This window comes from Enterobacter sp. 241F3 (assembly GCF_034106785.1).
GTDB classification, from domain to species: domain Bacteria; phylum Pseudomonadota; class Gammaproteobacteria; order Enterobacterales; family Enterobacteriaceae; genus Enterobacter; species Enterobacter vonholyi.
Window position 1 is genome coordinate 1,109,122 of the sequence record NZ_JAWNDD010000001.1, and the last position, 25,005, is coordinate 1,134,126.

At 54.2% G+C, this 25,005-nt stretch carries 24 protein-coding genes and 5 tRNA genes; 2 read left to right on the plus strand and 27 right to left on the minus strand.

From position 1 onward, the window contains the following. Nucleotides 1–53: 53 nt before the first annotated feature. The gene (gene aroG / locus UR504_RS05230) at nt 54–1,106 is read right to left on the minus strand and encodes a 3-deoxy-7-phosphoheptulonate synthase AroG (RefSeq protein ID WP_008501110.1); all 1,053 of its coding nucleotides are present in this window, start codon (nt 1,104–1,106) and stop codon (nt 54–56) included. Nucleotides 1,107–1,410: 304 nt separating this feature from the next. On the opposite strand from aroG, the gene UR504_RS05235 reads away from it, so the two are divergent. Continuing rightward, nucleotides 1,411–1,791: a protein YbgS gene (locus UR504_RS05235; protein ID WP_149366353.1), complete on the plus strand. Its 381-nt coding sequence runs from the start codon at nt 1,411–1,413 to the stop codon at nt 1,789–1,791. A 106-nt stretch (nt 1,792–1,897) separates the two neighbouring features. Next, nucleotides 1,898–2,836, plus strand: a complete 939-nt coding sequence (zitB, locus tag UR504_RS05240; RefSeq protein ID WP_115874516.1) for a CDF family zinc transporter ZitB — start codon at nt 1,898–1,900, stop codon at nt 2,834–2,836. Here the strand turns inward: zitB and pnuC are convergent. From pnuC to sdhC, 26 genes are all read right to left on the minus strand, one after another. Beyond that, nucleotides 2,833–3,552 carry a nicotinamide riboside transporter PnuC gene (gene pnuC, locus UR504_RS05245; protein ID WP_115874515.1) on the minus strand — a complete coding sequence of 240 codons (720 nt, stop codon included), beginning with the start codon at nt 3,550–3,552 and terminating at the stop codon, nt 2,833–2,835. The genes zitB and pnuC overlap by 4 nt on opposite strands. Before the next feature lie 22 nt (nt 3,553–3,574). Then, nucleotides 3,575–4,618, minus strand: a complete 1,044-nt coding sequence (gene nadA / locus UR504_RS05250; RefSeq protein WP_008501105.1) for a quinolinate synthase NadA — start codon at nt 4,616–4,618, stop codon at nt 3,575–3,577. Nucleotides 4,619–4,840: 222 nt separating this feature from the next. Continuing rightward, nucleotides 4,841–4,916, minus strand: a tRNA-Lys gene (locus UR504_RS05255). 31 nt (nt 4,917–4,947) lie between these two features. Next, a tRNA-Lys gene (locus UR504_RS05260) sits at nt 4,948–5,023 on the minus strand. Nucleotides 5,024–5,064: 41 nt separating this feature from the next. Then, nucleotides 5,065–5,140, minus strand: a tRNA-Lys gene (locus UR504_RS05265). 3 nt (nt 5,141–5,143) lie between these two features. After that, nucleotides 5,144–5,219 (minus strand) — tRNA-Val (locus tag UR504_RS05270). A gap of 128 nt (nt 5,220–5,347) precedes the next feature. Next, nucleotides 5,348–5,423: transfer RNA gene (locus UR504_RS05275), tRNA-Lys, on the minus strand. A 161-nt stretch (nt 5,424–5,584) separates the two neighbouring features. Continuing rightward, nucleotides 5,585–6,379: a cell division protein CpoB gene (gene cpoB / locus UR504_RS05280; protein ID WP_109846278.1), complete on the minus strand. Its 795-nt coding sequence runs from the start codon at nt 6,377–6,379 to the stop codon at nt 5,585–5,587. 9 nt (nt 6,380–6,388) lie between these two features. Then, nucleotides 6,389–6,910, minus strand: a complete 522-nt coding sequence (gene pal, locus UR504_RS05285) for a peptidoglycan-associated lipoprotein Pal (RefSeq protein ID WP_003858578.1) — start codon at nt 6,908–6,910, stop codon at nt 6,389–6,391. 35 nt (nt 6,911–6,945) lie between these two features. Next, nucleotides 6,946–8,238, minus strand: a complete 1,293-nt coding sequence (tolB, locus tag UR504_RS05290) for a Tol-Pal system beta propeller repeat protein TolB (RefSeq protein WP_008501103.1) — start codon at nt 8,236–8,238, stop codon at nt 6,946–6,948. A 134-nt stretch (nt 8,239–8,372) separates the two neighbouring features. After that, on the minus strand, nt 8,373–9,641 hold the full coding sequence (tolA, locus tag UR504_RS05295) for a cell envelope integrity protein TolA (RefSeq protein WP_111964367.1): 1,269 nt from the start codon (nt 9,639–9,641) through the stop codon (nt 8,373–8,375). Between the two features lie 28 nt (nt 9,642–9,669). Next, nucleotides 9,670–10,098 (minus strand): colicin uptake protein TolR, encoded by a 429-nt coding sequence (gene tolR / locus UR504_RS05300; RefSeq protein WP_003858589.1) that lies wholly within the window; start codon nt 10,096–10,098, stop codon nt 9,670–9,672. A 3-nt stretch (nt 10,099–10,101) separates the two neighbouring features. Continuing rightward, entirely contained in the window at nt 10,102–10,794 is a 693-nt protein-coding gene (gene tolQ, locus UR504_RS05305) for a Tol-Pal system protein TolQ (protein ID WP_008501101.1), read from the minus strand. Next, a complete protein-coding gene (gene ybgC, locus UR504_RS05310) occupies nt 10,791–11,195 on the minus strand; it encodes a tol-pal system-associated acyl-CoA thioesterase (RefSeq protein WP_003858593.1) in 405 nt (134 codons plus the stop codon). Before ybgC ends, tolQ begins: the two co-directional genes overlap by 4 nt. A gap of 148 nt (nt 11,196–11,343) precedes the next feature. Then, nucleotides 11,344–11,634, minus strand: coding sequence for a cyd operon protein YbgE (gene ybgE / locus UR504_RS05315; protein ID WP_008501100.1), 291 nt, complete (start codon nt 11,632–11,634; stop codon nt 11,344–11,346). Beyond that, complete coding sequence (gene cydX / locus UR504_RS05320; RefSeq protein ID WP_003858598.1) at nt 11,634–11,747, minus strand: cytochrome bd-I oxidase subunit CydX; 114 nt, start codon at nt 11,745–11,747, stop codon at nt 11,634–11,636. The genes ybgE and cydX overlap by 1 nt, the downstream gene beginning before the upstream one ends. 14 nt (nt 11,748–11,761) lie before the next feature. Continuing rightward, nucleotides 11,762–12,901 carry a cytochrome d ubiquinol oxidase subunit II gene (gene cydB, locus UR504_RS05325; protein WP_048226125.1) on the minus strand — a complete coding sequence of 380 codons (1,140 nt, stop codon included), beginning with the start codon at nt 12,899–12,901 and terminating at the stop codon, nt 11,762–11,764. Between the two features lie 15 nt (nt 12,902–12,916). Beyond that, nucleotides 12,917–14,485: a cytochrome ubiquinol oxidase subunit I gene (gene cydA, locus UR504_RS05330; RefSeq protein WP_274243236.1), complete on the minus strand. Its 1,569-nt coding sequence runs from the start codon at nt 14,483–14,485 to the stop codon at nt 12,917–12,919. A gap of 732 nt (nt 14,486–15,217) precedes the next feature. Continuing rightward, nucleotides 15,218–16,087, minus strand: coding sequence for a succinate--CoA ligase subunit alpha (sucD, locus tag UR504_RS05335; protein WP_008501094.1), 870 nt, complete (start codon nt 16,085–16,087; stop codon nt 15,218–15,220). Next, nucleotides 16,087–17,253 (minus strand): ADP-forming succinate--CoA ligase subunit beta, encoded by a 1,167-nt coding sequence (gene sucC / locus UR504_RS05340; RefSeq protein ID WP_006809579.1) that lies wholly within the window; start codon nt 17,251–17,253, stop codon nt 16,087–16,089. The genes sucD and sucC overlap by 1 nt, the downstream gene beginning before the upstream one ends. 83 nt (nt 17,254–17,336) lie before the next feature. Further along, nucleotides 17,337–18,557 (minus strand): 2-oxoglutarate dehydrogenase complex dihydrolipoyllysine-residue succinyltransferase, encoded by a 1,221-nt coding sequence (odhB, locus tag UR504_RS05345; protein ID WP_008501093.1) that lies wholly within the window; start codon nt 18,555–18,557, stop codon nt 17,337–17,339. 14 nt (nt 18,558–18,571) lie between these two features. Continuing rightward, nucleotides 18,572–21,379, minus strand: coding sequence for a 2-oxoglutarate dehydrogenase E1 component (gene sucA / locus UR504_RS05350; protein ID WP_274242335.1), 2,808 nt, complete (start codon nt 21,377–21,379; stop codon nt 18,572–18,574). A 219-nt stretch (nt 21,380–21,598) separates the two neighbouring features. Then, complete coding sequence (gene sdhB / locus UR504_RS05355; protein WP_008501090.1) at nt 21,599–22,315, minus strand: succinate dehydrogenase iron-sulfur subunit SdhB; 717 nt, start codon at nt 22,313–22,315, stop codon at nt 21,599–21,601. A 15-nt stretch (nt 22,316–22,330) separates the two neighbouring features. Further along, on the minus strand, nt 22,331–24,097 hold the full coding sequence (gene sdhA / locus UR504_RS05360) for a succinate dehydrogenase flavoprotein subunit (protein ID WP_008501089.1): 1,767 nt from the start codon (nt 24,095–24,097) through the stop codon (nt 22,331–22,333). After that, a complete protein-coding gene (gene sdhD / locus UR504_RS05365) occupies nt 24,097–24,444 on the minus strand; it encodes a succinate dehydrogenase membrane anchor subunit (protein WP_008501088.1) in 348 nt (115 codons plus the stop codon). Before sdhD ends, sdhA begins: the two co-directional genes overlap by 1 nt. Then, nucleotides 24,438–24,842: a succinate dehydrogenase cytochrome b556 subunit gene (sdhC, locus tag UR504_RS05370; RefSeq protein ID WP_020684965.1), complete on the minus strand. Its 405-nt coding sequence runs from the start codon at nt 24,840–24,842 to the stop codon at nt 24,438–24,440. The genes sdhD and sdhC overlap by 7 nt, the downstream gene beginning before the upstream one ends. Between the last annotated feature and the right edge of the window lie 163 nt (nt 24,843–25,005).

Below are 25,005 nucleotides of genomic sequence, written 5' to 3' on the forward strand. Positions count from 1 at the left end.
AGACATAAAAAAAGCGCGGAGCCTTCCGCGCTTTTTTATTTGAGCTGGCAGAATTAACCGCGACGTGCTTTCACCGCATTTGCCAGCTGGCGCAGGATGGCGTCGGTATCGTCCCAGCCGATGCAGGCATCGGTCACGCTTTTGCCGTACACCAGCGGCTCGCTGCCTTCCAGATTCTGGTTACCTTCAACCAGATGGCTTTCGATCATCACCCCAATCACCGCCTTCTCACCGCCGGCAATCTGCTGGCAGACGTCTGCACCCACTTCCATCTGCTTTTTAAACTGCTTGCTGGAGTTGGCATGGCTGAAATCGATCATCACCTGCGGCGGCAGCCCGGCTTTTTCCAGCCCGACTTTCACTTCTGCCACGTGTTTCGCGCTGTAGTTCGGCTCTTTACCGCCGCGCAGAATGATGTGGCAGTCACCGTTCCCGCTGGTGTTAACGATGGCGGAGTGACCCCATTTGGTCACGGACAGGAAGCAGTGCGGCGCACCAGCGGCGTTGATAGCATCAATAGCCACCTTAATGGTGCCGTCAGTGCCGTTTTTGAAGCCCACCGGGCAAGAAAGACCGGACGCCAGCTCGCGGTGGACCTGAGATTCAGTCGTGCGCGCACCAATTGCGCCCCAGCTCATCAGGTCCGCAAGGTATTGTGGCGTAATCATGTCCAGGAATTCACCGGCCGCAGGCAGGCCGCTGTCGTTGATCTCAAGCAGCAGCTTGCGCGCAATGCGCAGGCCGTCGTTGATCTGGAAGCTGTTATCCATGTGCGGGTCGTTAATCAACCCTTTCCAGCCAACGGTGGTGCGCGGTTTTTCAAAGTAGACACGCATGACGATTTCCAGCTCGTCCTTCAGCTCTTCACGGAGGGTGAGCAGACGGGCGGCGTATTCTTTCGCGGCAGCAGGATCGTGAATCGAGCACGGGCCAATCACCACCAGAAGACGATCGTCATTACCTTTCAGGATCTTATGGATCGCTTTACGAGCATGAGAAACCGTGTTTGCGGCATTTTCAGTGGCGGGGAATTTCTCAAGGAGCGCTACAGGAGGTAATAACTCATTGATCTCTTTAATGCGTAAATCGTCATTCTGATAATTCATCTTCGTTCCAGCTCTGCCATATCTTTAGTAATGAAAGCAATCCTTTCAATCTATCTTGTCGACCAGGAAGTGTAAACACGGTTTTACACTTCACGCAGATAATTCCTGGAATTCGCCTAAAAATTGCCACAAAATAGCGAAAAACGAGATCTAACCTAAGCTTTTTAACTGTAACAACCAATTTTACACGCTTAAACGCGATTCCCTACTGACGTAAGTCAGTAAGGCGGGATCTTTCGCCTCTGAAAAAGATGCACTGTTGGAGAATGTTAACCAGCGCAACGACACGAACAGGAGCACCATGATGAAAATGACAAAACTGGCAACCCTCTTCCTGACCGCCACCCTCACTCTGGCCAGCGGCAGCGTCCTGGCTGCGGAAACGGGCACCTCAGACAGCAACGGTGACGCCAATGCGGCTGCGGCAGCAGGCCAGCCCGCGCCTGATGCGAAACAGAATATCGCCCCGAATAATGTCGACAATAGCCAGATCAATACCGGCAACACCAACACCGGCGGCACCATGCTGCATCCAGACGGTAGCGGTTCCGGCACTATGAACCATGACAATATGAGTTCAGATGAAGTCCATAAGAACTCAATGTGCAAGGACGGCAAATGCCCGGACCCTAACGACAAAGTGGGTAACGACGCCAATACCAAAACCGATGGCACTACCCAGTAATTTGTTATGAACCGTCAGAAAAAGGAGAGCCCAGGCTCTCCTTTCTTTTTGGAGTAACCTATTAAAAACGCTACACTAAAAACAATAAAACATCAGGAAAGCAGACATGGCGCACTCCCATTCACACTCGCACTTATCCGGCAACGACAACGCTAAACGACTGATGCTGGCCTTTGGCGTCACGGCAACGTTTATGGTTATTGAGGTCATTGGCGGCCTGATTTCCGGCTCTCTGGCGCTTCTGGCTGATGCCGGACACATGCTGACCGATGCCGCCGCCCTGCTCTTCGCCCTGATGGCGGTGCAGTTTGCGCGTCGTCCTCCAAATGCGCGCCATACCTTCGGCTGGCTGCGACTGACCACACTGGCCGCGTTTGTTAACGCTATTGCGCTGGTGGTCATTACCATTCTTATCGTCTGGGAGGCAATACAGCGCTTCAGACACCCGCAGCCGATCGCCGGGGCAACCATGATGGTGATTGCCGTAGCAGGACTGCTGGCGAATATTCTGGCCTTCTGGATTTTGCACCGCGGCAGCGGGGAAAAGAACCTCAACGTACGCGCTGCGGCTCTGCATGTTATGGGTGATTTGCTCGGCTCAGTCGGGGCGATTGTCGCCGCGCTGGTGATCCTCTACACCGGCTGGACGCCTGTCGATCCGATTCTGTCCATACTGGTGTCGTGTCTGGTCTTGCGCAGCGCCTGGCGGCTGCTGAAGGAGAGCGTGAATGAACTGCTTGAAGGGGCGCCAGCTTCCATGGATATCGACGAGCTGAAGCGCAACCTGCGCCGTTCAGTCCCGGAAGTACGCAACGTTCATCATGTTCACGTCTGGCTGGTTGGAGAGAAACCGGTCATGACGCTGCACGTCCAGGTGATCCCCCCTCATGACCACGATGCGCTGCTCGATCGCATCCAGCACTTCCTGGAACATCACTACGACATTAGCCATGCCACCGTTCAGATGGAGTATCAGCCCTGTAGCGGACCGGACTGCCACCTTAACGAGGCGCAGTCCGGTCATTCACATCATCATGACCACTAGCCGGAAAGCGCGTGAGAGCCTCGCGCGCGCGCGCTGTTAATCCACATCCGGCTGCCGTTCAGCGCGATGAAGGTCAGCAGCAGATATTCCAGCGACATCGCATAGACACCCTGCAGGGCGAAGATCGCCACGCTGATCACGTTGATGATGACCCACAACAGCCAGTTCTCAACGTATTTACGGGTCATCAGAATCATCGCCGCAATCGACAGCACCATCATGCAAGAATCCCAAAACGGGAAGGCATCCGGCTGGAGTTCAGGCATCGTCACGTTCAGGCCGATGCCGGACATGGCCGAAACGGCAACGCGGGTCAGGAACGCAAAAACCGGGTTGATGTAAACGGTCATTAAGCCAATGGCCACCACGCAGGCGACGAACCAGGCGATGGCTTTCGGCAGGGGCAGCCAGCGGATCTGCAGCTCGGCCTCCTGCTGGCTGTTCTGACGCGACCAGGCATACCAGCCGTAAATATTGGCGGCAAAGAAGAACAGCTGCAAAAGCAGGCTGGCGTACAGCTGGATCTGGAAGAAGATAATCGCAAACAGCGTGACGTTAATCAGACCGAACGCGTAATTGCTTATCTTCTCCAGGCTTGCCAGCCAGATACAGAGTAATCCCGCCAGCGTGCCAACGGCCTCAATCCATGACAGGTCATAGCCACCTGTACCAATCGGTATATGAACCAGAATGTTATGTGTGCTAAAAAAATCCATCTTTTCCCCGGGGCGTTTTGAATTAAGTACGTAGTGTAGCCGCAAAATCCAGCATGCGGTTAAGTGGAATTAACGCGCCTTCACGCAGGGCGGCATCCACATGGATTTCATGCGCCGCACCACCGGTTTCTAACCCCTCGGCAATCGCTTTCAGGCCGTTCATCGCCATCCACGGGCAATGTGCACAGCTGCGACACGTTGCGCCCTCGCCTGCCGTTGGCGCTTCAAGAAGCTCTTTCTCCGGTACGGCCTGCTGCATCTTGTAGAAGATACCGCGATCGGTCGCCACGATAAGCTGCTTGTGAGGCAACGTTCTGGCAGCGTTGATAAGCTGGCTGGTGGAACCCACGGCATCCGCCATGTCGACGATCGACTGCGGAGATTCAGGGTGAACAAGAATGGCTGCGTCAGGATAAAGCGCCTTCATGCGCGCCAGCGCCTGGGTCTTGAACTCGTCATGAACGATACAGGCGCCCTGCCAGCAGAGAACATCAGCACCCGTCTGCTTCTGGACATAATTGCCGAGATGGCGATCGGGCGCCCAGATAATTTTCTCGCCCAGGCTATCCAGATGTTCAATCAGTTCAACGGCGATGCTCGACGTAACCACCCAGTCAGCCCGCGCTTTTACCGCCGCAGAGGTGTTAGCGTAGACCACCACGGTCCGATCAGGGTGAGCGTCACAGAAGGCCGTGAATTCGTCAATCGGGCAGCCGAGATCCAGTGAACACTCCGCGTTAAGCGTGGGCATCAGAATGGTTTTTTCCGGGCTCAGGATCTTTGCCGTTTCGCCCATAAAACGCACGCCGGCAACCAGCAGCGTGGAAGCGGGATGTCGTGCACCGAAGCGCGCCATCTCCAGTGAGTCAGAAATGCAGCCCCCGGTCTCTTCAGCCAGCTGTTGAATTTCCGGGTCGGTGTAGTAATGGGCCACCATTACCGCATCGCGCTCTTTAAGAAGACGTTTGATCTTCTCGCGGTAGAACTGCTTTTCGTCCTGGCTCAGCGGGACAGGCTTTGGCGGAAACGGATAGATTGCGGCTTCAGGATCAAACATCACACTCATTATGGCTTCTCGTTTTACGGGCTTAACAATATTGCTTTTCATTTGCCTGACATAGCAAAACGCGTGGCAATTGTGTTTTGTATACTAAACAAGATAGCGAATCTGAGCGGAAAAGTCACCGGAAATAGGTGCGGACAGCATTTGTCGGGTAGCGGCTTCGCCTTACCCGACCTACAAAAACTGCAGATAGCAAAAAGGCGCCTTTAGGGCGCCTTTCTACACTGGTGGGTCGTGCAGGATTCGAACCTGCGACCAATTGATTAAAAGTCAACTGCTCTACCAACTGAGCTAACGACCCCTTGCGGGATGTACTGCAAATTTATTCAGGCTGGTGGGTCGTGCAGGATTCGAACCTGCGACCAATTGATTAAAAGTCAACTGCTCTACCAACTGAGCTAACGACCCATTCGGGTGTTGCCTGAATTATCACTCGGCACCAATAAAATTGGTGGGTCGTGCAGGATTCGAACCTGCGACCAATTGATTAAAAGTCAACTGCTCTACCAACTGAGCTAACGACCCGAGTGGTGGGTGATGACGGGCTCGAACCGCCGACCCCCTCCGTGTAAAGGAGATGCTCTACCAACTGAGCTAATCACCCACTCTGTACTGCCGGAACTGCGTTAAGTGGTGGGTCGTGCAGGATGACTCAGCTTCGCCTCGCCCTACGGCGCCGTTGCTGACGCAACGTTATCCTTCACGTTTAACTACTACTTCCACCTTACTTAGTGGTGGGTCGTGCAGGATTCGAACCTGCGACCAATTGATTAAAAGTCAACTGCTCTACCAACTGAGCTAACGACCCACTTTTAAGCTGTTTTCACGTTGTTTGATATCCCGTGGCAACGGCGGCATATATTACTGATTTAAGAATTCTGCGCAACAAAAATTTCGATGAAGATCACTTAACTGCTTAGTAATCATGCTGCACGACCAGAAATAACGCGATTTCTGGTCATGCGATAATCATCCCATCGAATTCAGACGTTTTTGCGCCTGCTTAGCACCTTCGGTGCCCGGGAATTTAGAGACCACCTGCTGATAAACCGCTTTGGCTTTCGCAGTGTCGCCTTTGTCCTGCATGATGACGCCCACTTTGTACATCGCATCAGGCGCTTTTGGCGATTTCGGGTAGTTTTTTACCACGGAGGCAAAATAAAACGCCGCATCGTCCTTTTTACCCTTGTTGTAATTCAACTGACCGAGCCAGTAATTGGCATTTGGCTGATAAGTGGAATCAGGGTATTTCTTAACAAAGTTCTGAAACGCAGCAATCGCGTCATCCTGACGAGATTGATCCTGCACCAGGGCAATAGCCGCATTGTAGTCAGTATTCGCGTCACCGCTCTGTACAGGCGCGCCTGTTGAGGCTGAAGCATCAGCAGATGGCGCTGGCGCAGACGTCGCAGCACCGCTCTGATCGCCTGCGGCTGGCTGTGCTGCTGCACCACCGCTGCTCAGGCTATCTATCTGCAACAAGATTTGCTTCTGACGTTCCACAACCTGGTTAAGCTGATACTGGCTTTCCTGAATCTGACCGCGGAGAGAGTCAATATCATTCTGGTTATCGGAAAGTTGTTGCTGGAGTTGGGTTAAAAGCTGGCTATGAGCGTTAGAAATACGCTCGAGTTGAGTGACCCGGTCTTCTACCGAGCCTGAGCCGACACTACTGATTGGTGCCTGAGCAAAAGCGGCCCAGGGGGCCGCTATTCCAACCAGTAACGACAGACTCAACAGATGATGTCTGAAGTTACTGCTCATGCAATTCTCTTAGTAAACCAGTACGGCACGACGGTTTTTGGAGTAAGCCGCTTCGTCGTGACCCAGTACTGCAGGTTTTTCTTTACCGTAAGAAACGATGGAGATCTGGTCAGCAGAAACGCCTTTACCCTGCAGGTACATTTTAACAGCGTTAGCACGACGTTCACCCAGGGAGATGTTGTACTCTGGGGTACCACGTTCGTCCGCGTGACCTTCTACGGTGACTTTGTAAGATGGGTTGCTACGCAGGAAGTTAGCGTGCGCATCCAGCATCGCAGCGAAGTCAGAACGGATGTCGTATTTATCCAGATCGAAGTAAACGATGTTGTTCTGCTGCAGCTGCTGCATCTGAAGACGCGCTTGCTCTTCAGAAGACATGTTGCCATTGCCGTTCGCGTCCATACCGGTGCCGGCACCCATCATGCCTTCGCCGCTCTGGTCATTGCTGGCGTTCTTGTTAGAAGAACACGCTGCGATTGCCATTACAGGCAGAGCGATCATCAGCCCCTTCAGCACTTTGTTCAGTTGCATTTCTATGATTCCTTTAGTAATCAATTAATTATTATTTACAGATACGGCGACCAGGCAGGTGATTTTACCTGTCCATCAGTTGCCGGAATACGCGCTTTGAAACGCCCATCTGTAGAAACCAGATTCAGCACAGATCCCATCCCCTGAGAAGAGCTGTAGATTACCATCGTGCCGTTAGGTGCCAGACTTGGCGTTTCATCCAGGAACGTTGACGACAGAACTTGAACGCCACCCGCTACCAGATCTTGTTTGGCAATGTGCTGCTGCCCACCGTTGGAGCTCACCATTACCATAAATTTACCGTCGCTGCTCACGTCTGAGTTCTGGTTCTGCGAACCTTCCCAGGTAATACGCTGCGGAGCACCGCCGTTGATGTTGACTTTGTAGATTTGTGGACGGCCGGCCTGGTCAGAAGTAAACGCCAGGTTTTGGCTGTCCGGGAACCATGAAGGTTCAGTGTTGTTGCTGCGACCGTCGGTAACCTGACGGATCTGACCAGAGCCAATATCCATCACGTACAGGTTCAGGCTACCGGTTTTTGACAGCGCAAAGGCCAGTTTAGAGCCGTCCGGAGAGAACGAAGGCGCACCGTTGTGACGTGGGAACGACGCTACCTGACGAACAGCACCGTTTGCCAGCGTCTGGATAACCAGCGCTGAGCGGCCGCTTTCGAAGGTTACATAGGCCAGTTTAGAACCGTCCGGAGACCAGGCTGGAGACATCAGCGGCTGTGAAGAACGTTTCACCAGGAACTGGTTGTAGCCGTCGTAGTCAGATACGCGCAGTTCGTACGGGAACTGACCACCGTTGGTCTGCACCACGTACGCGATACGGGTACGGAACGCACCTTTAATGCCGGTCAGTTTTTCAAATACCGCATCGCTGGCAGCATGTGCAGCATAGCGCAGGTATTGCTTAGTGACCTTGTAAGAGTTCTGTGCCAGAACGGTACCCGGTGCACCGCCGGTATCCACCAGTTGCCAGGCAACGTTGTAAGAGCCGTCCGGGTTAGGCGTAACCTGACCCACAACCACGGCATCAATACCCAGCGCAGACCATGCTGCAGGCTGTACTTCCTGCGCGCTACCCGGCTGCTGAGGCAGACGAGAACGATCTAACGGGTTGAATTTACCGCTGTTACGCAGGTCAGCCGCCACGATGCCACCGGCATCTTCAGGCGCAGCGCCAGGACCTGCCCACTGGAACGGAACAACACCGATTGGGCGCGCCGAGTCCACCCCCTGGGTGATCTCGATACGTACTTCTGCGTGCAGTACTGCTGCCCACAGCATTAAAAAACTAAATGCTACACGTAATGCCTGCTTCATCATATCTCCCTTATCCGGGTAACCTTACCCACGATAATTTAGCAGAATGTTAACAAACTCAAATAGACAAAACTACCAGAACCCTGTGACTAAACCTGGTCTATTTTTCCCCGTTTGCACGGGGAAAATGTAACTTAAGGTTTGAAGTCCAGCGGCGCATTTTTGAAGACTTCGTAAACAGCCTGAGATGGCGGTTTAGGCATCTTCGCCTGACGCGCTGCAGCCAGGGCCGCAGTACATAAAGCCGGGTCGCCACCTTCAGACTTGATATCCAGCAGCATGCCGTCCGGAGCCAGTTTTATACGCAACGTACACGTTTTACCGGTATAGGAAGACGCATCATAGAATCGGCTTTCAATAGCGGATTTAATCTGCGCGGCATAACCGTTGATTTCAGCCCCTGTCGCACCGTTACTCTTAGTGTTACCACTTCCCGTCGGCGCTGCGTTGTTTCCTTTCGCCCCACCGCCCGTTTTCGGTGCATTCTTACCTGAGCTCAAATCGCCCAGCAGATCGTCAACCCCTGCGGCAGCAGCGGCTTTTTCAGCGGCGGCAGCCTTTTTAGCAGCCGCTTTTTCAGCTGCTGCTTTCTTATCGGCAGCGGCCTTCTCAGCTGCAGCTTTTTTGTCCGCAGCGGCTTTTTCGGCGGCTGCAGCTTTTTCTGCCGCGGCTTTTTCTGCAGCCGCTTTCTCAGCAGCAGCCGCTTTCTTCGCAGCCTCGGCAGCAGCTTTCTTCTCTGCTTCCTGAGCGGCTTTCTTCGCGGCTTCCGCTTCGGCTTTCTTCTGAGCATCGGCAGCGGCTTTCTTCGCGGCTTCCGCTTCAGCTTTCTTCTGGGCATCAGCAGCGGCTTTCTTCGCGGCTTCCGCTTCAGCTTTCTTCTGAGCATCAGCAGCGGCTTTCTTCGCCGCTTCTGCCGCTAATTTTGCCTGGGCATCAGCCTGTGCTTTCGCGTCCGCTGCGGCTTTAGCTGCCGCCTCTTCCGCCTGCTTTTGCTGTTCCTGTGCTTTCTTCGCGGCCTCTTCGGCTTGTTTCTGCTGCTCTGCCTGCGCTTTCGCGGCTTCCTGCGCCTGCAAACGTTCCTTCTCAAGCTGCTTCAGACGCTCCTGCTCTGCGGCCTGCTTTTCACGCAGTTCTTCCGCCTGCTGTTGCGCCTGTTTTTCACGCTGCTCTTCAGCCCGTTTGGCACTCGCCTTCTGCTGTTGTTCGCGATTATAGTTCTGTACTACCGCACCGGGATCCACCATCACGGCGTCAATGGAAGAGCCTCCACCGCCGCCGGCTGATGCATCAATATGCTCGTCGAACGAACTCCAGATCAGCGCTGCAAAGAGAATCACGTGCAGCACTGCGGAGACGATTATCGCTCGCTTAAGCTTGTCGTTCTGTTCGGTTGCCTTTGACACTATCGGTTCCCAAAAACTACGCGGATGATCAAATTGGTTGGGTCATTAAGCCAACTGACTTAACACCCGCACTATGTAGCAAGTTCAGCGCTTTAATAATTTCATCGTAGGGTACGTCTTTTGCGCCACCGATTAAGAAGACCGTTTTCGGATTTGACTCCAGACGACGCTGCGCTTCAGCAATAACCTGCTCAGGCGGCAGCTGATCCATACGATCTTTCTCTACTACGACGCTGTATTGCCCTACGCCGGAAACCTCAATGATAACCGGAGGATCGTCATTGGTGCTCACCGCCTGTGATTCTGTCGCATCCGGCAGATCCACTTCCACGCTCTGGGTAATGATTGGCGCTGTTGCCATGAAGATCAGCAGCAGTACCAGCAGGACATCCAGCAGTGGAACGATATTGATTTCGGACTTGAGCTCGCGACGACCTCGTCCACGCGATCTGGCCATGGTTTACCCCTTGTTGCTCTCGGTGCTGGTAAACGCCTGACGGTGCAGAATCGCAGTGAACTCTTCCATAAAGTTGTCGTAGTTCAGTTCCAGTTTGTTCACGCGCTGGTTCAGACGGTTGTAAGCCATAACCGCAGGAATTGCCGCAAACAGACCGATAGCGGTCGCAATCAGTGCTTCAGCGATACCCGGTGCAACCATCTGCAACGTCGCCTGCTTCACCGCGCCCAGCGCGATAAAGGCGTGCATGATCCCCCACACGGTACCAAACAGACCGATATACGGGCTGATGGAGCCGACAGTGCCGAGGAAAGGAATGTGCGTTTCAAGGTTTTCCAGTTCACGGTTCATAGAGATACGCATCGCACGCGAGGCACCTTCCACCACCGCTTCCGGCGCATGATTGTTTGCACGATGCAGACGAGCAAACTCTTTGAAACCGCTGTAGAAAATTTGCTCGGAGCCGGTCAGGTTTTCACGGCGTCCCTGGCTCTCCTGGTACAGACGAGAAAGCTCAATACCCGACCAGAACTTATCTTCAAACGCTTCAGCTTCACGGCCGGCGGCATTGAGGATACGCGTTCTCTGGATGATGATGGCCCAGGATGCGATTGAAAAACCAATCAAAATCAACATGATAAGTTTAACCAGAAGGCTTGCCTTCAGGAACAAATCAAGGATATTCATGTCAGTCACTGCTTAAACTCCGCGACAATAGACTTAGGAAGCGCACGAGGCTTCATTATGGTTGGATCAACACAAACAATCAGTACTTCAGCTGAGTTCAGTACGGTATTCTCTGCGTTGACTATCCGCTGCGTGAAAACCAGTGAGGTCCCACGCATTGATGTAATTTCAGTTTGGACTTCGAGCATATCGTCGAGTCTGGCAGGCGCAAAATACTCAAGCGTCATCTTGCGTACCACGAAGGCAACTCGCTCAGCCAACAGAACCTGTTGACTAAAGTGATGATGGCGCAGCATCTCTGTGCGTGCCCGTTCATAAAAAGCAACGTAGCTGGCGTGGTAAACCACACCACCGGCATCGGTATCTTCGTAATAGACACGAACCGGCCATCGAAACAGCGTTGTATTCACTTTACATCCCGGTAATGCAACAAAAGTTAGAGCTTTTAAACTTCGCTACTATACGCGCGGGAAAGAGGGTTGGGAATGGGGGAAAGTAAACGGAGAGTAAATTTTTATGGGCTCGGGTAAGCCCATAACGTTAACGGACATTTCTTATTCAGAAGAAGAAGAAAATCAAACCGGCGAGAAGCACCAGATCGGCAATCAGCGGGCAGAAAATTCCCTGCCAGTGAACGGCTTTCGGACGAAAGCCCACGCCGTGGATCACACCTGCGCACACCGCCCACATAATAAGGAAGCCGTGCCAGATTTCAAGCTCGCTGGTTTTCGCTGCAAAGCGCGAAGGGTCCCAGAAGATACAGCCTGCCAGCAGTAATGCCATCACTAAAGAAAGCGCCCGTAACGGGCGCTTATCCATTACCGCGTAAAGTTTCGCGATAATATTCATCAGTGTTTTTCTTCACCCGCTTTGGTCGCTTCAACGTGCTCAAGCGCCAGGGCAGTGATGACACCAAATGCACAGGCAAGAAGCGTCCCTAAAATCCATGCGAAATACCACATATTCAGCTCCTTACTTAGTACATAGAGTGGGTGTTGCTTTCGATATGTTCTTTAGTGATACGACCGAACATTTTCCAGTAACACCAGATGGTGTAAGCCAGAACAATCGGAACGAACACACAAGCAACATATGTCATCAGGTTCAGCGTCATATGGCTGGACGTAGCATCCCACATGGTCAGGCTAGCATTCAGCATGGTGCTGGATGGCATGACAAATGGGAACATCGCAATACCCGCCGTCAGGATGATGCACGCCAGGGTCAGTGATGAGAACACGAACGCCAGAGCGCCTTTCTCCAGACGAGACGTCAACACGGTCAGCAGCGGCAACAGCACGCCCAGAGCCGGGATCGCCCACAGCACAGGGGTATTGTTGAAGTTCACCAGCCATGCGCCAGCCTGACGAGCCACTTCTTTGGTCAGCGGGTTAGACGGTGCGGTGTGGTTAATGGCAGACGTCACCACGTAGCCATCAATGCCGTACACCACCCACACGCCGGCCAGCGCGAAGCAAACCAGCGTTACCAGCGCAGCAACCTGAGCCGTCGCGCGAGAACGCAGGTGCAACTCGCCCACGGTACGCATCTGCAGATAGGTTGCGCCCTGAGTGATGATCATCGCCACGCTCACTACGCCGGCCAGCAGACCAAACGGATTCAGCAGCTGGAAGAAGTTACCGGTGTAGTAAAGACGCATGTATTCGTCCAGGTGGAACGGTACGCCCTGCAGCAGGTTACCAAACGCCACGCCGATCACCAGCGGTGGAACGAAGCTACCGATGAAGATGCCCCAGTCCCACATGTTGCGCCAGCGGGTATCTTCAATCTTCGAACGGTAGTCGAAACCGACCGGACGGAAGAATAAAGAGGCCAGCACCAGAATCATCGCCACATAGAAACCGGAGAACGCAGCCGCGTAGACCATCGGCCAGGCAGCGAACAGCGCGCCGCCTGCGGTGATCAGCCACACCTGGTTACCGTCCCAGTGCGGGGCGATGGAGTTGATCATGATTCGACGCTCGGTGTCATTACGACCGAGGAAACGGGTGAGCATCCCCACCCCCATGTCGAAACCATCCGTGACGGCGAAACCGATCAGCAGAACGCCGACCAGCAGCCACCAGATAAAACGCAATACTTCATAATCGATCATTTGATGACTCCTGTCTTAGCGTGCCGGCTGAGTAGTCGCAGTGGACTGCTCGTAGTGATAGCGACCGGTTTTCAGGCTGCTTGGGCCAAGGCGCGCGAACTTGAACATCAGGAACAGTTCAGCCACCAGGAACAGGGTGTACAGACCACAAATCAGCAGCATGGAGAAGATCAGGTCGCCTGCGGTCAGGGACGAGTTCGCCACCGCCGTTGGCAGGACCTCACCGATCGCCCATGGCTGACGGCCATACTCCGCAACAAACCAGCCGGACTCAATTGCGATCCACGGCAGTGGAATACCGTAAAGCGCGGTGCGCAGCAGCCATTTTTTCTCGCCGATGCGGTTGCGAATCACAGACCAGAAGGACGCCGCAATGATCAGCAGCATGATGATGCCGCAGCCCACCATGATACGGAATGCGAAGTACAGAGGCGCAACGCGTGGAATCGAGTCTTTGGTTGCCATCTGGATCTGCGCTTCCGTCGCATCAGAAACGTTCGGGGTATAACGCTTCAGCAGCAGGCCATAACCCAGATCTTTCTTCACGTCGTTAAACTGGTCGCGGACGGTCTGGTCTGTAGAGCCAGCACGCAGCTGTTCCAGCAGCGAGTAGGCTTTCATACCGTTACGAATACGCTCTTCGTGCTGAACCATCAGCTCTTTCAGACCCGTCACCTGCTTATCAACAGAACGAGTGGCAATGATACCCAGCGCGTAAGGAATCTGAATGGAAAAGCGGTTTTCCTGCGCGTCCTGATCGGGAATACCGAACAGCGTAAAGGCAGCAGGCGCCGGCTGGGTTTCCCATTCGGCTTCGATGGCGGCCAGTTTGGTTTTTTGCACGTCACCCATTTCGTAACCGGATTCATCACCCAGAACGATAACAGAGAGGATGGCAGCCATACCGAAGCTTGCAGCGATAGCAAAGGAGCGCTTAGCAAACGCGAAGTCACGACCACGCAGCATATAGTAAGAACTGATGCCCAGCACAAACATCGCGCCGCACACGTAGCCAGAAGCGACGGTGTGAACGAATTTAACCTGAGCAACCGGGTTCAGGACCAGCTCGGCAAAGCTGACCATCTCCATACGCATGGTTTCGAAGTTGAAATCAGACGCGATAGGGTTCTGCATCCAGCCGTTCGCAACCAGGATCCACAGCGCGGACAGGTTCGAACCTAATGCCACAAGCCAGGTCACCGCCATATGCTGGACTTTACCCAGACGGTCCCAACCGAAGAAGAACAGACCTACAAAGGTGGATTCGAGGAAGAATGCCATCAGACCTTCAATGGCCAGCGGCGCACCGAAGATATCCCCTACATAGTGGGAATAGTAAGACCAGTTAGTCCCGAACTGGAACTCCATGGTCAAACCGGTTGCCACGCCCAGTGCGAAGTTGATACCAAACAACTTGCCCCAGAACTTGGTCATATCTTTATAAATCTGTTTGCCGGAGAGAACGTATACCGTTTCCATAATGGCCAGCAGGAACGCCATACCGAGCGTCAGTGGCACAAACAGGAAGTGGTACATCGCGGTCAAGGCAAACTGTAAGCGCGACAGTTCGACTATATCTAACATCATGACTCCTTGCTCATCGCATGAAGACTCCGAGAGTGGACCCCGTCAGAAAGAGATCCACACGCATGCCCCAATACAAATTATTCGCATCCTTGTCGTCGTTATTACCCTGAGGGAGGATAAAAACGATGACGTGAGGTTACAAATACGTTAATAAAAAACTCAAATTGATCCCGCAAATATAATACGCTGCAAAACCCTTACAATAAACAGGTTTTTATTGAATCACATTTACGTTTTTCGACGGCGATCAATTTATAGCAAAATTACCACTTTTCGGCCATTTTGATCGGGAACAATTTAGCGCTTTTCAGCGCCTTTTTCCAAGGATTAAACATTGATTTAAATCAAAAACAATTCTTAATGTTAATTGTGTTTTGATGTGGTGAACATGGTAAAAACCATGTTAAAGATATGTATATGAAATACAATTAAGGTTATCGAATCGACGGATGAATATAAACAGAAGTGATTTTTATTAACTCAGTTACGCTTAATGACTGATTTATTCAGGACATAAATTTTAGTGCGTTTTTTATTTTTTTCCATCTGCTCTCTTAAAGGCAAATAAATAACAATTATTTTACTTTTACATCCTCTCTAATTAACACCCAATTGTGACTATTGCATGACGCCCGGCAGGCAATAAAAAAGGCCGCTTTACAGCGGCCAACCATGTCGAAACGGACATTTTTATACTGCAACGCCCCCCTTTCGGGGAGCAGAGAGGACTTACTTAATGATGGATTTCAGTGCTTCGCCGATATCCGCCAGGCTGCGAACGGTTTTCACGCCTGCGGCTTCCAGCGCTGCGAATTTCTCATCAGCCGTACCCTTACCACCGGCGATGATCGCGCCTGCGTGACCCATACGCTTGCCTTTCGGCGCAGTCACACCCGCGATGTAGCCCACAACTGGCTTGGTCACGTGTTCTTTGATGTAAGCAGCCGCTTCTTCTTCCGCGCTACCACCGATCTCACCGATCATCACGATCGCTTCGGTCTGTGGATCTTCCTGGAACAGCTTCAGGATGTCGATGAAGTTAGAGCCCGGAATCGGGTCACCGCCGATGCCCACGCAGGTGGACTGGCCGAAACCGTAGTCGGTGGTCTGCTTAACCGCTTCATAGGTCAGGGTACCGGAACGGGACACGATGCCCACTTTACCCGGTTTGTGAATGTGGCCCGGCATGATGCCGATTTTGCATTCGCCCGGGGTGATAACGCCTGGGCAGTTCGGGCCAATCATACGCACGCCAGCTTCATCCAGCTTCACCTTCACGGTCAGCATATCCAGCGTCGGGATGCCTTCGGTGATGGTGATGATCAGTTTGATGCCTGCGTCGATCGCTTCCAGAATAGAGTCTTTGCAGAACGGTGCCGGAACGTAGATCACGGTCGCGGTGGCGCCCGTCGCTTCTACGGCTTCACGCACGGTGTTAAACACCGGCAGGCCCAGGTGGGTGGTGCCGCCTTTACCTGGCGTAACACCGCCAACCATCTGCGTACCGTAGGCAATTGCCTGTTCGGAGTGGAAAGTCCCCTGGCTACCGGTGAAGCCCTGGCAGATAACCTTGGTATCTTTATTAATTAAAACTGACATTATTTCCCCTCCACTGCGGCAACAACCTGCTGAGCTGCATCCGTCAGACTTTTCGCTGCAATAATATTCAGGCCGCTGTCAGCCAGTTTTTTCGCGCCGAGTTCAGCGTTGTTACCTTCCAGACGCACAACCACCGGAACGTTAACACCCACTTCTTCTACCGCACCGATGATACCGTCGGCGATCAGGTCGCAACGTACGATGCCGCCGAAGATGTTAACCAGAACGGCCTTCACGTTGTCGTCAGAGAGAATGATTTTGAACGCTTCGGTTACGCGCTCTTTGGTTGCGCCACCGCCTACGTCGAGGAAGTTTGCTGGCTCACCGCCGTGCAGCTTAACGATGTCCATGGTGCCCATTGCCAGGCCCGCACCGTTAACCATGCAGCCGATGTTGCCGTCCAGCGCCACGTAGTTCAGTTCCCACTGCGCAGCCTGTGCTTCACGCGGATCTTCCTGAGACTGGTCGCGCATTTCGCGCAGATCCGGCTGGCGGAACAGCGCGTTGCCGTCAGCGCCCAGCTTGCCGTCGAGGCAGATCAGATCGCCCTGGGTGGTGATCACCAGTGGGTTGATCTCGATCAGCGCCAGATCGCGCTCCAGGAAGATAGTTGCCAGACCCATGAAGATCTTGGTGAACTGCTGAACCAGTTTACCTTCCAGGCCCAGCTTGAACGCCAGCTCGCGACCCTGGTAAGGCATTGGGCCTGCCAGCGGATCGATAGCCACTTTGTGGATCAGGTGCGGGGTTTCTTCCGCCACTTTTTCGATTTCCACGCCGCCTTCGGTAGACGCCATGAACACCACGCGACGGGAGCTACGGTCAACAACCGCGCCCAGATAAAGTTCTTTCGCGATATCGGTCGCCGCTTCCACCAGGATCTGGTTAACCGGCTGGCCGTTCGCATCTGTCTGGTACGTTACCAGACGCTTGCCGAGCCAATGTTCAGCAAACGCACGAATCTCTTCTTTGCTCTTAACAACCTTCACACCGCCCGCTTTACCACGGCCACCAGCGTGAACCTGACACTTAACTACCCAAGGGCCGGAACCGATTTTAGATGCGGCTTCTTCTGCTTCACGCGGGGTAGTACAGGCATAACCCACCGGAGCCGGTAAGCCATACCGGGCAAACAGCTGTTTGGCCTGATATTCATGTAAGTTCATGTGTTCTATCCATCCTTCAGGTAATCGTTAGGTCGTGCTTTTATTGGCCCGGCAGCCATACGCCGCCGGGCAAGACTGCAAAACTAGACGTCCAGCAGCAGACGGGTTGGATCTTCCAGCAGCTCTTTAATCGCAACCAGGAAGCCCACGGACTCGCGGCCGTCGATCAGGCGGTGATCGTAAGAGAGCGCCAGGTACATCATTGGCAGGATCTCAACTTTACCGTCTACCGCCATAGGGCGATCTTTGATGGCATGCATACCCAGGATCGCGCTCTGCGGCGGGTTAATGATCGGGGTAGACATCAGCGAGCCGAATACGCCGCCGTTGGTAATGGTGAAGTTACCGCCGGTCAGGTCGTCTACGGTCAGCTTGCCGTCGCGGCCTTTCACGGCCAGCTCTTTAATGTTCTTCTCGATGTCAGCCATACCCAGGGTATCCACATCACGCAGAACCGGCGTTACCAGGCCGCGTGGAGTAGAAACCGCCATGCTGACGTCGAAGTAGTTGTGGTAAACCACGTCATCGCCATCGATGGACGCGTTCACTTCCGGATAGCGTTTCAGCGCTTCAACTACCGCCTTCACGTAGAAGGACATAAAGCCCAGACGGATACCGTGACGTTTTTCAAACGCATCACCGTACTGCTTGCGCAGGTCCATGATTGGCTTCATGTTCACTTCGTTGAAGGTGGTCAGCATCGCGGTAGAGTTTTTCGCTTCCAGCAGACGCTCGGCTACGCGTTTACGCAGGCGAGTCATCGGCACGCGTTTTTCGCTGCGGGCACCCAGTGCAGGCTGCGCTGCTGGCGCCGCCGCAGGGGCTTTCGCTTCGGCCTGAGCAGGCGCTTTCGCCAGATGCTTGTCGATGTCTTCACGGGTCAGACGACCGCCCACACCGGTGCCTTTAATGGCTGCCGGGTCAAGGCTGTGTTCCGCCAGCAGGCGACGGATCGCCGGGCTGAGGGCATCGTTAGACTGTTCTTCCAGAGACGCCTGCTGGCGCTGAGCCGGCGTAGAGGCTTTCTCTTCAGATTTTGCGCTGGACTCTTTGCCCGCGCTGTTGCCTTCACGCAGGCGACCCAGGATCTGACGAGAGGTGACGGTAGTACCTTCATCTTCCAGCACCGCGTCCAGAACGCCATCCGCCGAAGCCGGTACTTCCAGTACCACTTTGTCAGTTTCGATTTCTACCAGCACTTCATCGCGCTTAACGGCATCGCCTGGTTTTTTGTGCCAGGTAGCGACGGTCGCATCTGCTACGGATTCAGGCAGGTCGGGAACAAGAATATCTACGCTACTCATTATGTATCCTTTAATTAATCGACGTTCAGCGCGTCATTGACCAGATCTTGTTGCTGCTTCTGGTGAACGGACATATACCCTACCGCCGGAGAGGCGGAGGCCGGGCGACCTGCATAGCGCAGGGCTGACCCAAATGGAATCACTTCACGGAAATGATGCTGGCTGCAGTACCATGCGCCCTGGTTAAGCGGCTCTTCCTGGCACCAGACAAAATCATGAACGTGAGCGTACGGTTTCAGCGCTTCCTGCACCGCCTGGTGCGGGAACGGATAAAGCTGTTCGATACGCACGATGGCGACATCTTTCTGATCGTTCTTACGGCGCTGTTCCAGCAGGTCGTAATAAACCTTACCAGAACACATCACCACACGCTTCACGGCCTGCGGATCCAGCTCGTCAATTTCACCGATGGCCGGCAGGAAGGTGCCATTTGCCAGCTCATCCAGGCTCGACACCGCCAGCGGGTGGCGCAGCAGGGATTTCGGCGACATCACCACCAGCGGACGGCGCATACCGCGCAGCGCCTGACGACGCAGCATGTGGTAGACCTGCGCCGGGGTGGACGGCACGCAGACCTGCATGTTCTGCTCGGCGCAGAGCTGCAGATAACGTTCCAGACGCGCGGAGGAGTGCTCCGGCCCCTGACCTTCATAACCGTGCGGCAGCAGCATTACCAGGCCACACATACGGCCCCACTTCTGCTCGCCGGAGGAGATGAACTGGTCGATAACCACCTGCGCACCGTTGGCGAAGTCACCGAACTGCGCTTCCCAGATGGTCAGGGTGCGTGGTTCAGCGGTGGCATAACCGTATTCGAAGGCCAGTACCGCTTCTTCAGACAGCACGGAGTCCCAGACCTTGAACTGGCCTTGACCGTTGTGCACGTGCTGCAGCGGGGTGTAGGTTGAACCGTTGGACTGGTTGTGAACAACCGCGTGACGGTGGAAGAAGGTCCCACGGCCCGCATCTTCGCCGGACAGACGAACAGGAATGCCTTCGTCAACCAGCGTTGCGTAGGCCAGCGTTTCCGCGCCGCCCCAGTCGAAGAGCTTCTCGCCTGCCGCCATGGACTGACGGTCAGCATAAATTTTCGCCACGCGAGACTGCATCTCGATAGCTTCCGGCACGGTGCTGATGCGTTTAGCCAGCTCCTGCAGGCGCTTCATCTCAACCTTATTCGGGTAGCTCTCATCCCACTCGTGGTTGAGGTACGGCGACCAGGTAAAGGAGTGCATGTTCATCGGACGCAGCTCTTTCACTACGCATTCGCCCGCATCCAGCGCGTCGCGGTAGAGGTTGACCATTTCGGTCGCATCTTCCAGCGTCGCCACTTTGTCGCCTTCCAGCTTGTCAGCATAGATTTTGCGCGGAGTCGGGTGTTTTTTGATTTTCTGATACATCAGCGGCTGGGTTGCACTTGGCTCATCCGCTTCGTTGTGGCCGTGACGGCGGTAGCAGAAGAGGTCAATGAACACATCGCGTTTGAAGGTATTACGGAAGTCCAGCGCCAGACGGGTCACGAAAGCCACGGCTTCCGGGTCATCCGCATTAACGTGGAAGATCGGCGCCTGCACCATCTTACCGATGTCGGTGCAGTACGGGGTAGAACGCGCATCCAGCGGGTTAGAGGTGGTGAAGCCCACCTGGTTGTTGATCACGATGCGAACGGTACCGCCCACTTCATAACCACGCGCTTTGGACATGTTCAGGGTTTCCTGCACCACGCCCTGCCCTGTTACCGCCGCATCACCGTGGATGGTAATTGGCAGAACTTTATTGCTGCTTGGCTCGTCCAGACGATCCAGACGCGCGCGCACGGAACCGATAACCACCGGGCTGACGATTTCCAGGTGTGACGGGTTAAACGCCAGCGCCAGGTGAACCAGACCGCCTTCGGTTTCGATATCCGACGAGAAGCCCATGTGGTACTTCACGTCGCCGGTGCCGAGGTGTTCTTTATGTTTGCCCGCGAATTCGTCGAACAGGTCCTGCGGTTTTTTACCCAGCACGTTGACCAGCACGTTCAGACGACCACGGTGCGCCATGCCCAGCACCACTTCACGGGTGCCGCTCTTGCCTGCGTGACGAATCAGCTCTTTCAGCATCGGCACCAGGGCGTCACCGCCTTCCAGCGAGAAGCGTTTTGCGCCCGGGAACTTCGCGCCCAGATAGCGCTCAAGGCCTTCCGCTGCGGTCAGTTCGCTGAGGAAGCGCTTTTTCTCGTCAGCCGAGAAGGTCGCGTGGCCCGCTACGGATTCGATACGCTGCTGGATCCAGCGCTTCTCTTCGGTAGAGGTAATGTGCATGTATTCCGCGCCGATGGAGCCGCAGTAGGTTTGCTTGAGCGCGTCAATCAGATCGCCCAGCTTCATCGTGTCTTTGCCGATGGCAAAGGAACCTACGTTAAAGCTTTCCTGGAAATCGGCCTCGGTCAGATCGTGATATGCCGGATCGAGATCGGCCACACGGTCTTGTTTCCACAGTCCCAGCGGATCGAGATTCGCATGCTGGTGACCACGGAAGCGATAAGCGTTGATAAGCTGCAGGACTTTAACCTGCTTCGCATTGGTGTCAGGGTCGGAAATCGCAGAAGAGTAACGTGAGGCATCCTTCGCCAGACGACGGAAATAATCACGTGTTTTGGAATGGAATTGATCCGGTTTGACCCCTGTACCAGGCAACTGCTGGAACATGGAACGCCAGTTTGCGTCCACTGAGTCAGGATCGGTTAAGAAGTCTTCATAGAGCTGTTCTATCCAGCTCTGGTTGGCACCAGAGAGGTAAGAAGAGTCCAGCCAGGCTTTCATTGCGCCGTTCTGCATCGTGATCCCTTAAGCATTTTTATGCTTACTTTCGCCGTAGAAACTACCACGCACACCACGTGTACGTGCCGGGGTTCACCTGCGAGCTCTTTGTGGCCCGCGAAGGAACCTTTAGAAACTGTCTAGACTTCAGGGCAGTTTTTAAAGGTTTCTGCAATCTATTCCCTCTCCCTGTGGGAGAGGGTTAAGGTGAGGGGAACAGCGCTCCCCTCTCACTACTTACGCACTGCGCTGCAGCAGCATCGACTTAATATGGCCGATGGCGCGCGTCGGGTTCAGCCCCTTCGGACACACACTGACGCAGTTCATGATGCTATGGCAGCGGAATACGCTGAAAGCGTCACTCAGTCCTTCCAGACGGCTGTCGGTTTCGGTGTCGCGGCTGTCGATCAGGAAGCGATAGGCAGCCAGCAGACCGGCCGGACCGATAAACTTGTCCGGGTTCCACCAGAACGACGGGCAGGACGTAGAACAGCATGCGCAGAGAATACACTCGTACAAACCGTCGAGTTTTTCACGCTGCTCAGGAGACTGTAAGTGCTCGCGAGCCGGTGGATTTTGCCCATTATTCAATAAGTAAGGCTTAATCTTCTCATATTGTGCATAGAATTGCCCCATGTCTACCACCAAATCACGCACGACCGGCAGGCCTGGCAGAGGACGGATAACAATTTTCTGACCGGGACGCTGCAACGCTGATATTGGCGTGATGCAGGCCAGGCCATTTTTGCCGTTCATGTTCACACCGTCAGAGCCACAAACCCCTTCACGGCAGGAGCGGCGGAACGACAGCGTTGGATCTTTTTCTTTCAGCTGGATTAAGGCATCCAGCAGCATCATGTCGCGACCTTCTTCCGCTTCCAGGGTGTAGTCCTGCATGCGCGGAGCGTCATCAACATCCGGGTTATAACGATAAACTGAGAATTCGAGTTTCATTATCCTGTCTCCGCATTAGTAAGTACGAATCTTCGGCGGGAACGCCGGACGCAGTTTCGGTTCCATGTTGACGCTACGACGCGTCATGGTTTCCGACTCTGGCAGATACAGGGAATGACACAGCCAGTTTTCGTCATCACGCTCCGGGAAGTCGAAGCGGCTATGGGCGCCACGGCTTTCGGTACGGAAGTTTGCCGACATCGCGGTCGCGAACGCGGTTTCCATCAGGTTATCCAGCTCCAGGCACTCAACGCGCTGGGTGTTGAACTCGCTGGAGGTGTCGTCCAGACGGGCATTTTTCAGACGCTCGCGGATCGCTTTCAGCTGCTCAAGACCTTTGGCCATCGCGTCGCCTTCACGGAATACCGAGAAGTTGTGCTGCATACATTCCTGCAGCGCTTTACGGATTTCCACCGGATCTTCGCCGTTACGGTTGCCGTTCCAGCGGTTGAGGCGCTCCAGAGAAGCATCAATTTCGTCGTCGGTTGCGTCACGCAGCGCCCCCTGCTCGGCAATGGATTCCTGCAGATGCAGACCCACTGCGCGACCAAACACCACCAGATCCAGCAGGGAGTTGCCGCCCAGACGGTTTGCACCGTGTACGGATACGCAGGCGATTTCGCCCACCGCGAACAGGCCAGGAATGACCACGTCTTCGCCCTGCTCGTTCACGGTCAGCGCCTGACCGGTTACTTTGGTCGGAATACCGCCCATCATGTAGTGGCAGGTTGGGATAACCGGAATCGGCTCTTTCACCGGGTCGACGTGTGCGAAGGTGCGGGACAGTTCCAGGATACCCGGCAGACGGGACTCCAGCACTTCTTTACCCAGATGGTCGAGTTTCAGCTTCGCGTGCGGACCCCATGGGCCGTCGCAGCCGCGGCCTTCACGGATTTCGATCATGATGGAACGCGCCACCACGTCACGACCCGCCAGGTCTTTCGCATTCGGGGCATAACGCTCCATGAAGCGTTCGCCGTGTTTGTTCAGCAGGTAGCCACCTTCACCGCGGCAGCCTTCTGTTACCAGAACGCCTGCACCGGCGATACCGGTTGGGTGGAACTGCCACATCTCCATATCCTGCACCGGCACGCCCGCGCGGATAGCCATACCGACACCGTCACCGGTGTTGATGTGGGCGTTGGTGGTGGACTGATAGATACGGCCTGCACCGCCGGTCGCCAGCACGGTAGCGCGCGCTTTGAAGTAAACCACTTCACCGGTTTCGATGCACAGCGCGGTACAGCCAACAATTGCGCCATCGGCGTTTTTCACCAGATCCAGCGCATACCACTCGGAGAAGATGGTGGTGTGGTTTTTCAGGTTCTGCTGATACAGGGTGTGCAGCAGCGCGTGACCGGTACGGTCAGCCGCCGCCGCGGTGCGTGCCGCCTGCTCGCCGCCGAAGTTTTTCGACTGGCCGCCAAATGGACGCTGATAGATAGTGCCATTTTCCAGACGGGAGAACGGCAGACCCATGTGGTCCAGCTCCAGAATCGCTTCCGGACCGGTTTTACACATATATTCGATGGCATCCTGGTCGCCGATGTAATCGGAACCTTTTACCGTGTCATACATGTGCCATTCCCAGTTATCTTCATGGGAGTTACCCAGCGCAACGGTAATACCGCCCTGCGCGGACACAGTGTGGGAACGGGTCGGGAAAACTTTAGAGAGCAGCGCGCAGCTCTGGCCGCTCTGGGAAATTTGCAGTGCGGCACGCATACCTGCGCCACCGGCACCAATTACAACAGCATCAAATTCTCTGACTGGCAGTTTCATTACACACCCCACACCACAACGAATCCATAAATAACGTAAACCACCAGTGCAACCACAATGGCCAGCTGCAGTGGGAGGCGAATCGCCAGCGGTTTAACGTAATCGGTCAACACCTGCCACATGCCAATCCATGCATGAATAAGGATAGAGAACAGGGCCAGCAGGGTGAACACTTTGGTGAAGGCGGATCCGAAGAACCCACTCCAGATTTCCCACGTCAGCGTGCCGCTGGTCGCGAAGAAACCGATCATATAGATGATGTAAAGAGTGAGAACGATGGCGGTAGCACGGACCAGAATGAAGTCATGTACGCCGTTGCGTCCTAATGCGGAGGCGTTGCTTACCATACGAGAACTCCTGCGAGAAGTGAAAGCACGACAGTAATCACAAATGAAATGTTAGCGGAGCGTTTCCCGGCTTCGAAAGTCTCTTCCAGGTAGCCAAAGTCCATCAGCATATGGCGAACACCCACGACGACGTGGTACGCCAGCGCGGTCAGAATGCCCCACATGATGAATTTCACGAAGAAGCTGTTCATGATGGCAGAGGCCTGGAGGAATCCTTCAGGGGAAGAGAGGCTGGTACCCAGTAACCACAGCAGAATACCGACCGCCACAAACGTAATCACACCAGAAACACGGTGCAGAATGGACGCTATTGCTGTTACGGGGAACCGGATCGTTTTGAGATCCAGATTGACAGGTCTTTGTTTTTTCACATTTCTTATCATGAATAACGCCCACATGCTGTTCTTATTGTTTCCTTCCTCCGGACTGCGATGCGGGTCAAGCAGCGTTCCTTTTCTATAACTGCGCGTCATGCAAAACACTGCTTCCAGATGCTTAAACGACACGTTACAACGCTGGGTGGCTCGGGATTGCAGGGTGTTCCGGAGACCTGGCGGCAGT